The organism is Nocardia sp. NPDC051900 (genome assembly GCF_044452545.1).
Classification (GTDB): domain Bacteria; phylum Actinomycetota; class Actinomycetes; order Mycobacteriales; family Mycobacteriaceae; genus Nocardia; species Nocardia sichangensis.
Map to the genome: position 1 here is coordinate 257220 of NZ_JBITBU010000010.1, position 15058 is coordinate 272277.

The following is a 15058-nucleotide window of genomic DNA, read 5'->3' on the forward strand; positions in this document are numbered from 1 at the left end:
GCGCTGCTGCGTGTCTACTTCAGGAAACCGATCTTGGTGTAGTCGTACGACGCAAGCCCGGGAGACCCGTAGTTGGCGATGTCGCCGCGGACGCCGAAATTACCCTCGGACTGGGTCAGCGGCAGGGAATGGCCCTCTTCGAAGACCGCGCGGTCGACCTGGTTGGCCAGCTCGACGGCCTTCGCCGGGTCCAGCTCGGAGAGGGCGCGATCGATCAAGGCGTTCAGTTCCGGAGATCCGATGCGACCGTAGTTGCCCTGCAGATCGTCGGGGTGAAAAGCGTAGATCTGCGGCATGCTGCTGAGCGGGAACGCGTCGCCGGAGAATACGAATTGCGCGGCATCGAAATCTCCGGGCTGGATGACCTCGGTGAAGTAGCCCGCGCCCGGCTTGGTATCGATCACCAACCCGACACCGACGGCGGCCAGGTTTTGTTGAATGATCTGGGCGATCTGTACCCACGTGGGGTCGTTGTACATGACGTCGCGGACGACCAACTTGCGCCCGTCCTTCTCCCGGACGTCACCGTTGAGTCTCCAGCCCAGGTCGTCGAGTTCCTTCGCCGCGGCCGCGGCGTCGTAGCCGAGGCTGTTGTCGCGGTAGCCCTCTTGTCCTTGCAGGAAGATGTGATTGTTCAACGGCTGAGGGTGCTCCACCAGACCGTTCTGGGTGGCGGTGGCGATGCCCTGGCGGTCGATGGCCTTCGAGATGGCCACGCGCAGTTTCGGATCGGCGAGGATAGAGCCGGGGGCACCGTTGAACGTGATGTGGCGCCAGCGATTACCCGGTGCCCGGCGCACAACCATACCCGAGGTGTTGCGGACGGTCTTGACGTCGTCGATAGTGCTCAGCCGCACCGCGTCGAGTTCGTTGTTCTGCAGTGCGCCGACCCACGCGGCTCGATCGAGCACGCTGTAGGTGATGGTGTCCAGCTTCGGCCGATCGCCCCACCATTTCGGGTTGCGTGCCAAGACGATGCGGCCCTGGCCGCGGTCGGTGGACTCGATTACGAATGGGCCTGCCGTCGGACCCATATGGTCGACCAGGCTGTGGTTGAACGCCTCCGGATCGGCGGTCACCGACTTGGGGAACAGCGCCATGTTCCCGGCGAACTGGCCACGCCATTCCGCGTAGTGCTGCTTGAACGTGACGACGGCTTGCCGGTCATCGACGCCGCGCTCTACCTTCTCGACTCGGTCGAACCCGCTGGTGATGGCGATCAGGAAGCGCTTGTCCGCGCCGCTGAGCGCGTTCGCCTGGGAACGAATGTCCTCCCAGGTGATCGGGACGCCGTCGGACCACACCGCCTTCGGGTTGATGGTGTAGGTGATCTGCTGTGGATCGGTGCCGGTGAGCTGGACGTCGGTGAAGTAGTCGGTGTCGACCGTGAGCCGGCCCGCGGCGTCGGTGGTGAACGCGCGCGGCATCAGCGGCCGCTCGATGTCCGCGATCTCGCCGTCGTTCCCGTCGTTGGACAGCGTGTTCCAGTTCGCTGGGAACGTTGTAGCGGCCAGCCGGAGATTTCCGCCTTCGCGCAGCTCGTCGGGGCTTTTCGGATTGATGTCGCTGGTCGTGCCGAGCTCGTCGGACAGGCCGGTCGCCGACTCGGCGCCGTCCGCGCTGCACCCGGCGACCACGAGTCCGAGCGCGACGACGGGAATCGCCCACCGCGCCGAGCGCGGGCGACCACAGCCCCGGATGGATCGGATCCGCATCGCGCCCTCCTACCTATCTGCTGACTGCCGGCACCGGCACCGCGTCGATCAGCGCCCGCGTGTACTCGTGTTGCGGGGCGGCGAAAATCTGCTCCGCCGGGCCGTACTCCACGATCTTCCCGCGATACATGACCGCGATGTCGTGGGCCAGGTTTCGCACCACGGACAGATCGTGTGAGACGAACAGATAGGAGAGGCCGCGCTCGGTCTGCAGGTCGCGTAGCAGGTTCAGCACGCCCGCCTGGATCGAGACATCCAGCGAGGAGACCGGTTCGTCCAGCACCAGCAGCTCCGGGTCCAGCGCGAGTGCGCGGGCGATGCTGATGCGCTGTTTCTGGCCGCCGGAGAAGTCGCCGGGGTAACGGTCGGCGTGTTCCGGGCGCAGACCCACCTTTTCGAGCAGTTCCGGTACCCGGCGGGCGATCTCGGCGCGCGGCCGCCCGTCGATGCGCAACGGCTCGGCGAGGGCGTCGAAGATCGGCAGGCGGGGGTCGAGGGAGGCGGTGGGGTCCTGGAAGACGATCTGCATCTTGCGGCGGATCTCCCGTTTGCGCGCCTTGCTCAGGGATCCGACGTCGCTGCCCATGATCTCGATGGCGCCCGATTGCGGCGGGACCAGATCGAGGATCTGGGTGAGCGTGGTCGATTTGCCGGAGCCGGACTCACCGACCAGCGCCAAGGTGCGCCCGCCGCGGACCTCGAAGCTGATGCCGTCGACCGCCCTGATCTCCCCCTTGCGGCGGCGCAGCACCACACCGGAGGTGATCGGGAAGACCTTCACCAGGTCCGAAACCCGCAAAACCACGTCCGACTCCACCTGCGCTTCGGCCTCCGGCTCGGCGATCTCGCGCCGATAGGCGTCGAACAGCTCGTCGGTGCCGACCTCGGCGGTGCGGATGCAGGCGGCGGTATGACCCGGTTCGACTGCCTCCAGCGGCGGTTCCGCCGCCCGGCATTCGCCGATCGACACCGGGCAGCGCGGTGCGAACGAGCAACCCGGCGGCAGCGCGTGCATGGCGGGCGGGGCGCCGACGATCGGGATCAGCGGTCGCCGCGGCGGACCGTCCATGCGCGGGATCGAGCCGAGCAGACCAACGGTGTACGGCATCCGCGGCGCGTTGAACAGGGCGCTCGCGGTGGCGGTTTCGACGATCTTCCCCGCGTACATGACGGCGACCCGATCGGCCAGGGTCGCGGCGATGCCCATGTCGTGGGTGATCATGATGACGCCCGCGCCGGTGATGTCGCGCGCTTTGCGCAGCAGATTGAGGATCTGCTTCTGCACCGTCACGTCCAGCGCGGTGGTCGGCTCGTCGCAGATGATCAGCGCCGGGTCGTTCGCGATCGCCATCGCGATGACGACGCGCTGGCGCTGGCCACCGGAGAACTCGTGCGGAAACGCCTTGGCCCGCACTTCCGGGTCCGGGATACCGACCAGGTCGAGCAGCTCCACCGCGCGCTTCGCGGCATCGCCTCTGCTCGCCTTGCCGTGCGCCAGCAGGGCTTCGGCGATCTGATCGCCCACCCGGTAGACCGGCGTGAGCGCCGAGAGCGGGTCCTGGAACACCATGCTGATGGAACTGCCGCGCAGCTTGGACAGTTCGCGATCGCCCAGCCCGAGCAATTCGCGTCCGCGGAACCGGATGGAACCGGTGATCCGCGCCTGCTCCGGCAGCAACCCCATCACCGCCAGCGAGGACACCGACTTGCCCGAACCGGATTCACCGACGATGGCGAGCACCTCGCCGTCGGAGACCGTGTAGTCGACGCCGCGCACCGCGTCGATGCGGCCCTCCTCGCTGGGGAAGGACACCCGCAGATCGGTGATCTCCAGCAGTGGCGCGGTGGAGGTCGTCGTCGTCATGCCTTCGCCTTCTTCTTCGACCGAGCCCGCTTCGCGCCGGGATCGAACGCGTCGCGCAGTCCGTCACCGACGAGGTTGGCGCACAGCACGGTGATGATCAGCAGACCACCTGCGAACAGGAACAGCCAGGGATAAGTCAACGCTGATTTGGTCCCCGCGGCGATCAGCGAGCCGAGCGACACGTCCGGCGGCTGCACGCCGAAACCGAGGAAGCTCAGGCCCGTTTCGGCCATGATCGCCGAGCCGACGGTGAGGGTGGTGTCGATGATCAGGATCGAGGCGATGTTCGGAATGACGTGGCTGAGGATCACCGTGCGGGTGGGCGCGCCCATGTACCGCGCGGCCCGGACGAATTCGCGATCACGCAGGCTCAGCGTCAGGCCGCGCACGATCCGCGCCGAGATCATCCAGCCGAAGCAGGACAGCAGAAGGATCAGCAGCAGGATGGAACCGCTGCCCTTGGTGCGCGGCGCGAACAGCGCGATGATGATGAAGCTCGGGACCACCAGCAGCAGGTCGACCAGCCACATGATCGCCCGGTCGGTCCAGCCGCCGAGCAGTCCGGCCAGTGAACCGGCGGTGGCGGCGATCGTGGTGGACAACAGCGCCACGCACAGGCCGATGACCAGGGATTTCTGTAATCCGCGCAGGGTCTGCGCGAGGACGTCCTGACCGATCTGGGTGGTGCCGAACGGATGTTCCGGGCTCGGCGGTTTGAGCAGGGCGGTGTAGTCCAGCTGCTGGTAGTCGTAGGGCAGGAAGGGCGGCAGCGCGAAACTGACGACGAACAGCGTGATGAGGACGATGCCGCCCGCGACGGCGGGTTTGTTGCGCAGGAAGCGCCGCAGGACCAGCTTGCGCCGCCCGGTCGCGGCGACCTCGGGCGCGCCTTGGACGATGATCTCGGCTTCGGTCATCCCACACGCACCCTTGGATCGAGAATCGCGTACACGATGTCGGACAGCAGACCCGACACCAGCACGACCAGGCCGGCGAACGCGGTGACCGTCACCACGACGTACAGATCCTGGGCGTTGATCGAGTCGACCAGCCACTCGCCGACGCCGTGCCAGCCGAAGATCTTCTCGGTGAACGTCGCGCCGGTGATCAGGGCGCCGAGACTGTAGGCGAACAGCGTGGCCATCGGGATCAGCGCCGTGCGCAGGCCGTGCTTGTACAGCGCCTTGCTGCGGGTGAGCCCCTTGGCGCGGGCGGTGCGGATGAAATCGCTCTGCAGCACGTCGAGCATCGCGTTGCGCTGGTAGCGGCTGTAGCCCGCCATCGCACCGAGGGCCAGCGCGGTGGTGGGCAGGATCAGGTGCTGGATGCGGTCGAGCAGTTGCGGCCCGAATCCTTCGATCTTGTTCGCCGACGTCTCGCCGGTGTAGAGGAAGATCTGCGATCCGGTGAGCGAGTTTACTTCCAGCGCACCGTATTTCAGCAGCGTCGCGAGCAGGAACACCGGCGTGCTCAAGATCAGTAGCGACACCACCGTTGTGAAGTAGTCGCTGAACTTGTACTGCCGGATCGCCCCCGCCGCGCCGATCAGCACGCCGAGCACCGTGCCGACCAGGGAGCCGACGATCAGCAGCCGCAGACTCACCGCGACCCTTCGCGGCAGCTCCTCGCTGACCGGCTGACCGGCCAGCGTCGTGCCGAAGTCACCGTGCGGAATGCCCTTCAGCCAGGTTATGTAGCGCTCCGGGATCGGGTCGTTGAGGTGCAGCTCCTCGGCCTTGGCGTCGATCACTGCCTGTGGCGGGCGCGGATTGCGTTGTTCGAGACTGTCCAGCGGCCGGAACGTCAGGGACGCCAAACTGAACGTCAGGAACGAAGCCAGCAGCAACAGCACGACATAGTTGAGCGCGCGTCGTAGCAGGAAGCCGGTCATCAGTCCTCTGGTCTTTCGGCTGGACGGGCCAGCGTCGGTATTAGCCCCCGATCATAAGGACGTGGTTCGCGGCGCGCGTGCCACACGACATCCGGGCATGTCCGGGGCACAGCCGAGCACGGTGGCCGGGCGCGAGCCGGAGGTTGTCCGGCAGGATGGAATGGGTGACGCCCCTGCACCTCCCCAAACCGAAGATGGTCGCCACCGATGTGGACGGCACGCTCATCGATCACGACGAGCGGGTGACCGCGCGGACGAAGGCGGCGGTGGGCGCCCTGATCGCCGACGGTGTGCCGTTCGTGCTGGCCACGGGCCGTCCGCCGCGCTGGATCGACCCAGTGGTGCAGGGGCTCGGGTACGCGCCGCTGTGCGTGTGCGGCAACGGCGCGGTGATCTACGACAGCGCGGCCGACCGGGTGCTGGTCAGCATGACGTTGGACGTGCCGACGCTCGCCTGGCTCGCCGATGTCGCCGAACGTGCCTTGCCGGGCTGCGGCCTCGCGGCCGAACGCGTCGGCGAGAGCGCGCACGACGCGGTGACGCCCCAGTTCGTCAGCTCGCCCCAGTACGAGCACGCCTGGCTCAATCCCGACGACACCTCGGTCGCCAGGGAGGAGGTCATCGACGCGCCCGCCATCAAGATGCTGATCCGGCTGCCGGGTGCGCGCAGTTCGGACATGCGCACGGTGCTCGCGCCGCTGATCGGCGAACGCGCCGACATCACCTACTCGACCGAGCACGGGCTCATCGAACTGTCCGCGCCCGGCATCACCAAGGCCGCGGGGCTGGCGGTGGTCGCCCAGCGGCTCGGCGTGGACGAATCGACCATCGTCGCGTTCGGCGACATGCCCAACGATGTCCCCATGCTGACCATGGCCGGCCATGGTGTCGCGATGCGCAACGCCCACCCCGAAGCCCTCGCCGCGGCCGACGAGATCGCCGAATCGAACACCGACGACGGAGTCGCGCGCGTCCTCGAGCGCTGGTGGGTGTGAGCTGTGTTTGTTTTTCCAGCGCCTGCGGCGCTGGGTGTTCGCGGCCCCTTATGGCTTGCGTCCGAGCGACCGCCGCTTGCTCCTTCGTCGCCTACGCGGCGGCCGCTCGGACGCGAGCCGGGCCGCGAACGGCGGATGCTCGGTCTCGCTTCGCTCGGAAGACGTGGTTGAGGTTGGCTGGGCGCGCTGGTCTCCGACCTGGGGAAACAGTGCGCGCGGGTTCGGGTCCGAGGGGGCCGACGGGGTGTTCGGGGCAATCTGGTGGTCGATTGGTTTGCCGGGTCGAGTGACCGCGGCTTGCCGGTATGTCCGACTCACATGGCCATGGGTATGTGCCTGAACCACTCGGAGCACGCGCGGGGCGCGAGCTCCGAGAGGGGCAACTTGTCGGGGATCAATCCTCGGTGGTGGCGTCAGCCCTCAGGTGATGGCGGTGGAGCGGGGAACGCGGCTTCGGCTGGGGCCGGGCCGTGTGGCGGGTGTACGGCGGGGTGCTGTGGGGGTAGCTGTGGCGGACTGATCTATGCCGGTGCGCCTGCCGGGGCCTGGGCGAGTGGGGTTCGTGCCGCGGGCGCCGGGCCGATCGACGGTGTGGGTGTAGCCGCGGCGGGGGTGCCGTTCGGGATCGGTGCGCTACCAGGAGCTGTGACGGCCGGAGCTCCGTTGGCCGGTGTGGGTGTAGCTGTGGCGGGGGTGCCGTTCGGGATCGGTGCGCTACCAGGAGCCGTGGTGGCCGGTGCGGCCGGAGCCGGGGGATGGTGCGGGAGCGGGGCGCTCACCTGCGCCGCGACCGGGTTCCGGCTTACTTCCTCCTGGTAGGTGTCGTTGTAGGTCTTCCATATCGTCGTGACGATGCCGGTGAGCTGGTTGAGGATCAGCGAGCCGTGCTCGAAGTCGGCGCGCAGGCCGTCGGAGACCGGGTGGGCGTTGCGCAGGGGGAGTCCGAGCGCGCCCGTGTCGGCGCCGAGTTGCAGGAAGCGGTCCAGGATGGTGCCGAGCACCTCGACGACCTGCCCGTCCGCGGCGGTGTAGACGTAGCCGTTGGCGAACTTCGCGTACTGCATGCCCTGCGCGGCGGGCAGCACGTCCGACCGCGCGGCGCCGAGCGGGCCGTTAGGTCCACCGGACTGCGACCAGTGCCTGGCGATGATGTTGTCCTGCACCATGTTCAGCAGCTTGGTGGTCAGCGCGGCGAGGCCCGCCACGTCGGATTCGCCGGGCGGGGCAACCTGGCTGTCGTGCGTGGCGGGGGCGCCCGGCGCGCCGGCGGCGATGTCGCGGATCCGGTCCATCAGCGCGTACGCGGCGTCGCCGGGGCAGGTGGTGTTGCCGACGTCGCGATGTGCGAAGACGACCGGCAATCGCACCGCCTCACCCTCGGCGTACGAGGTGAAGGAGGTGCCCTCGGAGTACATCGTGGTGGAGCCTTTGGGATCGAGTCCGGCGACCTTGGTGCGCCAGCCGACGAAAGCGCCGATCGCCTGGATCGCCTCCTGTGTCGGTTGCTCGGACTCGTAGTTGCCCATCAGCGCGACGCCCGAGGTGTTCTCGTTGAACCCGCCCGCGTGCGCGCCCTGCACCGGGCGGTCGAGGCCGCCGAAGCGTCCCTCGAAGACCTGCCCGTACTTGTCGACGAGCGCGTTGTAGCCGATGTCGCACCAGCCCAACGTCTTCGCGTGATAGGTGTAGATCGCGCGGACGATGCCGGCCGACTCGGACTTGCTGTAGTCGTTGCGGCCCGCGGTGTGGTGCACCGTGACGCCGCCGAGGTGGTCGTCGTAGGTCGGCTGGTCGCAGCGGATGGATTCGTCGGCGCCCCACTGGGCGCGGGTGATCACGCTCGGTCCGCCGCCGGGCAGCGCGGCGGCGACGCTGTGCAGGTCGCCGTCGGCGGTGGCCCGACCGGGATCGATCAGCACGGCGGTCAGGTCCGCGGACTGCTGGGCCGGGTCGTCGGAACGCGCGGCGGGGTGCGGAGCCGGGTCGCCCGGTCGCGACTGGTCGTCCGCGATGGGTCCGGGCTGCGCCACCGGCTGGATCGTCGAAGCTGCTTGCTTACGGGTGACCAGGACCTGCACGGCGTTCGTGTTGCCGACGTAGATCGGCTCCGTGCCGTCGGTCGGGCCGGGACCGGAGTGATCGGTGCGGTAGGTGTCCACCGCCTCGGTGTCGTACCAGGGCCCCCAGGTGCCGTCGGGCTGGCGGGCACGGATCGTGGCCTTGGTGTCCGCCAGTCGGCGCGCGGTGAGTGCGACCATGCTGAACGGGGTGTCGCTGGAGAGTTCCTTCACCTGCGCCCCCACCTGGCTCATCAGTTCGGGGGTCACCGCACCGGGAGACAACGCGGGGGTTTCGGGAGTGGTGCCGGGCTGGAGCCGGGCGGGATCGGCGATGAAGCGCACACTGCTCGTTGACGCCCCGGAAATCGGCTGACCAGGGGAATTCGCGCTTTCGGACGTTTGACTCGGAGTGAATTCCGAACCGGAGGTTTGGACGGAATTCGAGCTGGGTAGTCGCATTCCTTCCGGTGGCTGCGCGCCCGGTGGCAGCGGCCCGTCCGGAATCGGAATGCCCGCGGCGCTCGGCAGCATGCGCAGGTCGGAAAGATGCAGATCAGGCAGGCTCACTCCGGTGAGTTCGCGCAGCGGCAACACGATATCGGGCGCGCGCGTGAGTGCGACCTCGGCGAGTCCGGCCGCGACGGCGGTCGGCTCGCTGTTGGTGGCGGTGCGGTAGTCGTTCGAATCGCTGAGCATGAGCGTGCCGAGCGGGGCAGCTACCGCGAGGGTGGTGACAACCGGTAGCACGTAGGAGCGTTTCGGTTTGCGGTACCGCACGAGCGTCTCCAATCAGGTCGTACCAGTGATCATGTGTGATTAAGGGTCACTTCCTGATGTATCAATGGTCACAATAGCCACATTTGTCACATGGCTAAACCTCTGGTTGAGGATTATGTGATTGCCTTAATGTAGCTCGATGATTGCTAGCGCGTCTGGAAAACGTGCGGAAAAGGTGGGGATCTACCGGATCTGTTAACCGTGGGAGTGAGCGGATGCATCGTAATACGCGTATGCGGAGATCAGAAAAATGCAGGTAAAGGCGATATCGACGAGCCGGGATCTGGCCAGGCGGCCGCATCGGCGCGTGATCGGCCTCCTGGTGCGCGCTTCCCTGTTGCTCATCGGATCCGGAGTGATCGCTGGAGCCCTCGCCGCGCTTCCGGCCCGGCCGGCCGACGCGCCGTATCGCCCGCTGGCCGGACCCGGGCACGGCCGCGGCTTGAGCCAGGTCGGCGCGTTCGAAAGCGCCCGATCGGGGTGGGCGGCCGATCGCATCCTCGCGCACTACTATCCCGGCGCGACGCTCGGCGCCGTCGCGTCTACCCCGGTCCGGGTCCGCCTCACGGCACAGGACGGCTCCTCGCTCGACGCCTTCGCCGCCACCGGCCTGCGAGTGGCGGGCCGAGAGTTGCCGCCAGGCCAGGCCGCGCACCTCACGCCGCTGCCCGATGGCGGCGCGAATGTGGTGGTGACGGTCGGCTGCGACGGTGAGGTGCTGTGGCAGGCGCCGACCGACGACCCCTGGATTCATCCCATCGACGCACGCCCGAATCGCCCTGTAGCGGAACATCTCACGGTGTGCGGTGGTCCGTCGTACCGCGGCGCCCTCGGCGTCGCCCTCGAGGATGGCGCGGCCCGCACCATCAACCAGGTGGATGTCGAGGACTATCTACTCGGCGTGGTCCCGGCCGAGGTGCCACCCAACTGGGCGGACAAGGGAGCCTCCGAGGCGTTGCGCGCCCAGGCGATCGCGGCCCGCTCGTATGCCCTTGCCGAGCAGCGTTATCCGTACGCGCAGACGTGCGACACGACGGACTGCCAGGAGTATCCCGGTACCGCGCGGGAGGACCCGCGGACGGCGGCCGCCGTCGCGGCTACGGCGGGCGCGGTACTGGTGCGCGAAGGCCGGATCCTGCGGACGGAGTACTCCGCCGCACCGGGCGGTGGGGAACCGGCGGATATCGACACCATGGACGTCGGGCCTGCGCCCGGGGAGCTGCTCACCACCGCTCCGGCCGGCGATCCACGGACGCAGGCGGCGGTCACCGAGTCGGCGGCGGAGGTCACCGAGTCGGCGATCGATGCCGAGTACCGCCGCATCGGCGGCGCGAACAGTTCCCTCGGTGCGCCGGTCGGACCGCAGATGATCCTGCCGCAGCGTGCGGGGATCTACCGGATGTACACCAACGGCATGATCATCGTGACGCCCACGCTTGGCGCGCAGGTGGTGGACTATTCGCGCATGTTGCAGGTGGTGCCGGAAGTCGCTGGGGCGCAGCAGGTCCCGCCCAGCGCGCCTGGTGCCGCGCTTCGGCCCGAAGCGGGCGGTATGGCTCGGCCCGGCGCCGTCACGCCTGACGGTGGGGCACCAGCCATCGGTTCTCCGCCATCGGCCGGTGTGATGCCCCTCGGTCCGCCTGCGGAGACCGTGGGCATGCCTCCGGTCACTGGATCTCGGCCCGCTTGACCGCTGGCCTCTGCCGCGCCCTCTCGATGACGGGGTGCCGGTCCGGGCGTCGTCGTGGTGTCCGGGCGGCTGCTACTCCGGCGGCGTATCGCCGAGCGACTCGGCCAGTGTGCGCAGAAATCCGGCCAGTTGCTCGCGGGAGGCGGCGTCGAGCGCCGCCAGCAGCCGCTGTTCGTTCGCCATGTGCTTGGGCAGCAGGTCGTCGATGAGGGTGCGGCCCTGCTCGGTGAGGTGGATCCGGACGGCCCTGCGATCCTCCGCGCACGGTTTGCGCACGACCAGTCCTTTGGTCTCCAGTCGGTCGATCCGGTTGGTGATGGCGCCGGAGGTCACCATGGCGACTTGGAGCAACGCGCCCGCGGTGAGTCCGTCTTCGGCGCCGGAGCGGCGCAGCGTCGCCAGCACGTCGAATTCCCAGAACTCCATGCCGAACTCGCCGAAGAACCGCTTCAGGTCCTGGTCGACCAGTCGCGCCAAGCGTTGGATCCGGCCCACCACGTGCATCGGCGAGACGTCGACGTCCGGGCGCTCGCGCTGCCACTGACGCCCGAACAGGTCCACCGCGTCGGACATGAGTCTCCTCCCTAAAGGAATAATCTCAACGTTCATCTACTTGACGCTGAGGCAACTCGACGGGTAAGTATTTCAACGTTGAGATTATCAATGAGGAGTCAAGTATGACGACACGCACCGCGGGGCCCGCCGAGGCCTCGGTCGCGGCCACCCTGGCGCTCACCTCGCTCACCCCGATCGTCTGGGGTTCCACCTACGCCGTCACCACCGAGTTCCTGCCGCCGGACCGCCCGCTGTTCACCGCGCTCATGCGCGCCCTACCCGCGGGACTCGCGCTGCTCGCGATCACGCGAGTTCTCCCCCGCGGCCGGTGGATCGGCCGGGTGGCGGTGCTCGGCGCGCTCAATATCGGTGCGTTCTTCCCGCTGCTGTTCCTGGCCGCCTACCGGCTGCCAGGGGGCGTCGCGGGCGTGCTCGGCGCGGTCGCACCGGTGTTCGCGCTCGCCTTCGCGACCGTGGCTCTGAGCGAGAATCCCGGTGCGCGCAAGTTGTTCGCAGGGGTGGTCGGCGTCTTCGGCGTGGCGCTCGTCGTGCTGCGGGCCGACGCGCAACTCGACGTCGTCGGGGTGGTCGCGGGGTTGGCGGGCGCGGCGTCGATGGCGATGGGCACCGTCCTGACCAAGAAGTGGGGTCGACCGGACGGCGTCGGCCCGCTGACGCTCACCGGCTGGCAGCTGACCGCCGGTGGTCTCTTCATCGCTCCGCTCGCGCTGCTGGTGGAAGGCGCCCCGCCCGCACTGGACGCGGAAGCGGTCGGCGGCTATCTGTACCTCGGCGTGATCGGGACCGCGGTGGCGTACTGGCTCTGGTTCCGCGGCATAGCGCGAGTGCCCGCCACCTCGGTGGCCTTCCTCGGATTGCTCAGCCCGGTGTCGGCCGCGGTGATCGGATGGGTCGTGCTCGGGCAAGCGCTCACCACGCTCCAGATGGCCGGCATGGCGATCGCGCTGGGCAGCACACTGCTCGGCCAAGCGGTCGGCGCGCCGAAGGAACCGGTTCAGCCCGTGCCCGTTCCGGCTGGCGACTCCAGCGTTGCGCTGGGCACCGAAACCTCGCCGGAGAAGGTCTTGACTTTGACGTAACGTCAACTTGCAAGCTGGTTGCACCGACGAGAGCACGAGGGAAGACGGGTCGTGGGCGGCAAGGAGTGGTCCATCCAGGATCTGGCGAAGGCGGCTGGTACCACCAGTCGCACGCTGCGCCATTACGGGCAGTTGGGGCTGTTGCCGCCCAGCCGGATCGGAGCCAACGGCTACCGGTACTACGACCAGCACTCCCTCGTGCGGTTGCAACGCATCCTGCTGCTGCGTGAACTCGGCCTCGGCCTTCCGGTCATCGCCGAAGTCCTTGCCGGAGAGCAGGAAACCGCCGCCGCGTTGCGTACGCACCTGGAACTGCTCCGGCAGGAACAGGATCGGATCCGGCGGCAGATCGAGTCGGTGCGAACCACGCTGCACAAGACGGAAAGAGGTGAACAACTCGTGGCAGCAGAAGTTTTCGACGGCTTCGACCACACGAAGTACAAGGACGAGGTGATCGAACGCTGGGGCAAGGACGCCTACGAGAGCGGTGACCGCTGGTGGCGCTCGATGTCCGACGCGGACAAGAAGAACTTCCAGCAAACCCATCTCGACATCGCCGCCGACTACGGCCGAGCGCACGCCGACGGACTCGCGCCCGACGCCGACGAGGTGCAGGCCATCGTCCAGCGCCACTACGAGTGGATCGGCATCGGCTGGCAGGGCCGTCCGGTGGTGCGGGAGGCGTTCGTCAACCTCGGCGAGATGTACGTCGCCGACCCGCGTTTCGCGGCGAACTACGACGTGCACGGCGCGGGCACCGCCGAGTTCGTGCGCGACGCGATGAAGGTCTACGCCGAGCAGCGGCTGTAGAGCGCAACTCTCCGGCGGCCGGTACGCATGTGCGCGTACCGGCCGCCGGATCAACTTTCGTCGTCGCGGCCGAGCGCGTGCATCAATTGGTGCTCCGTGATCGGAGGCACCGGAAGCGGGTGGGCGGCCTCCGCGCGCAGGCCGTCGAGTATCAGACCGAGGTGGCGCCGCCAGGCTTCGGGGGCGATGTGACTGGTCGCCTCGACGATTCTGGTGTGTGACCAGGTGATGAACGCGATGTCCTCGAGTACCCAGTCGGCGCGCAGCGCGCCGGCTTCCTGCGCGCGGGTGATGATCCGGCGCATCAGGCCGTGGCCGTATTCCTGGGCCTGCGCGATGGCAGGACTGGGCGCGGCCCGCACGGCGAGTTCGCTGAGCAGCCGGTCGGCGGCCTGTAAAGCGCACACCTGCTCCACCAGGTAGACGAACGACTCCCACGGGTCATCGATGGCGAGCGCGTTCTCGGCGATACGGCTGCCCGCTTCGATCCGGTCCTCGACCGCGGCCGCGATGAGGTCGTCGCGGGTCGGGAAGCGGTTGTAGAGCGTGCCGATGGCCACCCCGGCGCGGGCGGCGATCTCTTTCAGCGGCGCGTCGAGACCGCGTTCCTCGAAGACGGCGCGGGCGGCGGCCACGAGCGCGTCCCGATTGCGCTGGGCATCGCTGCGTAACGGCTTGTCCACGGGCCGATCCTACAAATCGGGCAACACGCATATGTTGAGCATTGGTTCAACTTAATGCTACCGTCGACCGCGTAACTTGAACCATGTCTCAACTTAATCAGGAGCGGCAATGTCCAAGACCATCGCGATCTTCGGGTACGGACCCGGCCTCGGCGTCGGCACAGGACGCCGATTCGGGCGCGAAGGCTTCCGGGTGGCCGTCATCGGCCGGGATCCCGAAAAGGCGCGGCGGCACGCGGAGGAGTTGACGGCCGAAGGCATCGAGGCCGCGGCCTTTCCCGCGGATGTCACGGTCGGCGCGCAGGTCACGGGGGTGATCGAGAAGATCGAGGCGACGTTCGGGCCGATCGACGCGGCCATGCACGGCGCGGCGGGCAACATGAGCGATCGCATCCATGACACCCTGTCGGTGGACATCCCGTCCCTCGATGCGCCCATCGCGCTGAAGCTGCACTCGCCGATCCTGGTGACGCGCGCGCTCGCGCCGAAGATGGTGGAGCGAGGCGAAGGCGCGCTGCTGTTCTCCTCGGGTTCGTCCGAGCACTACGTGGCGCCCTATCTGGCCAACTTCGGCATCGCGCTGGCCGCGCAGCGCGGTTACCTGCGCCAGCTCGAGGTGGAACTGCGAGGTACCGGCGTCTACGTCGGCTTGCTCAACATCGGCGTGCTGATCGACGGCAGCAAAGCCGCGCAGATCATCGATGAGAATCCGGAAGTGATCCCGGCGGGCCTGGAGATCGTCCGTATGAGCGGCGACGAGCTCGGCGATCACTATTGGCGGCTGTACACCGAGCGGGACAAGGTGGAGCTCGACGTAGGTTTCCCGGTCTGAGACCCGTCCCGAGAAGATCACTCGAGCGCGCACCGGCTCCGGCGGCCGGGAGCACCCGGAGCCGTGCGCGCGCATTGGGCCGCGGC

General features: G+C 68.0%; 12 protein-coding genes. 5 read left to right on the top strand and 7 right to left on the bottom strand.

All coding sequences use genetic code 11. The annotated features are described in order from the left end of the window. Positions 1-14 precede the first annotated feature (14 nt). From ACIA5H_RS19575 to ACIA5H_RS19590, 4 genes are read right to left on the bottom strand one after another with little or no spacing between them, the layout of a single operon-like run. Positions 15-1715, bottom strand: coding sequence for an ABC transporter family substrate-binding protein (locus ACIA5H_RS19575; protein ID WP_397076997.1), 1701 nt, complete (start codon positions 1713-1715; stop codon positions 15-17). 13 nt (positions 1716-1728) lie between these two features. Continuing rightward, complete coding sequence (locus ACIA5H_RS19580) at positions 1729-3579, bottom strand: ABC transporter ATP-binding protein (protein WP_397076998.1); 1851 nt, start codon at positions 3577-3579, stop codon at positions 1729-1731. Beyond that, positions 3576-4496, bottom strand: a complete 921-nt coding sequence (locus ACIA5H_RS19585; protein ID WP_355073166.1) for an ABC transporter permease — start codon at positions 4494-4496, stop codon at positions 3576-3578. Before ACIA5H_RS19585 ends, ACIA5H_RS19580 begins: the two co-directional genes overlap by 4 nt. Next, positions 4493-5470: an ABC transporter permease gene (locus ACIA5H_RS19590; RefSeq protein ID WP_355073164.1), complete on the bottom strand. Its 978-nt coding sequence runs from the start codon at positions 5468-5470 to the stop codon at positions 4493-4495. Before ACIA5H_RS19590 ends, ACIA5H_RS19585 begins: the two co-directional genes overlap by 4 nt. A gap of 155 nt (positions 5471-5625) precedes the next feature. Between ACIA5H_RS19590 and ACIA5H_RS19595 the strand changes: the two genes are divergently transcribed. After that, complete coding sequence (locus ACIA5H_RS19595) at positions 5626-6465, top strand: HAD family hydrolase (RefSeq protein ID WP_355073162.1); 840 nt, start codon at positions 5626-5628, stop codon at positions 6463-6465. A 521-nt stretch (positions 6466-6986) separates the two neighbouring features. Here ACIA5H_RS19595 and ACIA5H_RS19600 read toward each other — a convergent pair. Continuing rightward, positions 6987-9221, bottom strand: a complete 2235-nt coding sequence (locus ACIA5H_RS19600; RefSeq protein WP_397077026.1) for an N-acetylmuramoyl-L-alanine amidase — start codon at positions 9219-9221, stop codon at positions 6987-6989. A gap of 388 nt (positions 9222-9609) precedes the next feature. Here ACIA5H_RS19600 and ACIA5H_RS19605 point away from each other — a divergent pair, with 388 nt between their 5' ends. Next, complete coding sequence (locus ACIA5H_RS19605; protein WP_397076999.1) at positions 9610-10992, top strand: SpoIID/LytB domain-containing protein; 1383 nt, start codon at positions 9610-9612, stop codon at positions 10990-10992. A 72-nt stretch (positions 10993-11064) separates the two neighbouring features. Here the strand turns inward: ACIA5H_RS19605 and ACIA5H_RS19610 are convergent, their stop codons facing one another. Continuing rightward, the gene (locus ACIA5H_RS19610) at positions 11065-11565 is read right to left on the bottom strand and encodes a MarR family transcriptional regulator (RefSeq protein ID WP_364432878.1); all 501 of its coding nucleotides are present in this window, start codon (positions 11563-11565) and stop codon (positions 11065-11067) included. 104 nt (positions 11566-11669) lie between these two features. Here ACIA5H_RS19610 and ACIA5H_RS19615 point away from each other — a divergent pair, with 104 nt between their 5' ends. Continuing rightward, entirely contained in the window at positions 11670-12647 is a 978-nt protein-coding gene (locus ACIA5H_RS19615) for an EamA family transporter (RefSeq protein WP_397077000.1), read from the top strand. A gap of 51 nt (positions 12648-12698) precedes the next feature. Continuing rightward, the gene (locus ACIA5H_RS19620) at positions 12699-13457 is read left to right on the top strand and encodes a MerR family transcriptional regulator (RefSeq protein ID WP_356963337.1); all 759 of its coding nucleotides are present in this window, start codon (positions 12699-12701) and stop codon (positions 13455-13457) included. A gap of 50 nt (positions 13458-13507) precedes the next feature. On the opposite strand, the gene ACIA5H_RS19625 is transcribed toward ACIA5H_RS19620, so the two are convergent. Next, entirely contained in the window at positions 13508-14140 is a 633-nt protein-coding gene (locus ACIA5H_RS19625) for a TetR/AcrR family transcriptional regulator (RefSeq protein WP_397077001.1), read from the bottom strand. Positions 14141-14249: 109 nt separating this feature from the next. On the opposite strand from ACIA5H_RS19625, the gene ACIA5H_RS19630 reads away from it, so the two are divergent. After that, positions 14250-14972 (top strand): SDR family NAD(P)-dependent oxidoreductase, encoded by a 723-nt coding sequence (locus ACIA5H_RS19630; RefSeq protein WP_397077002.1) that lies wholly within the window; start codon positions 14250-14252, stop codon positions 14970-14972. The last annotated feature ends 86 nt before the right edge of the window (positions 14973-15058 follow it).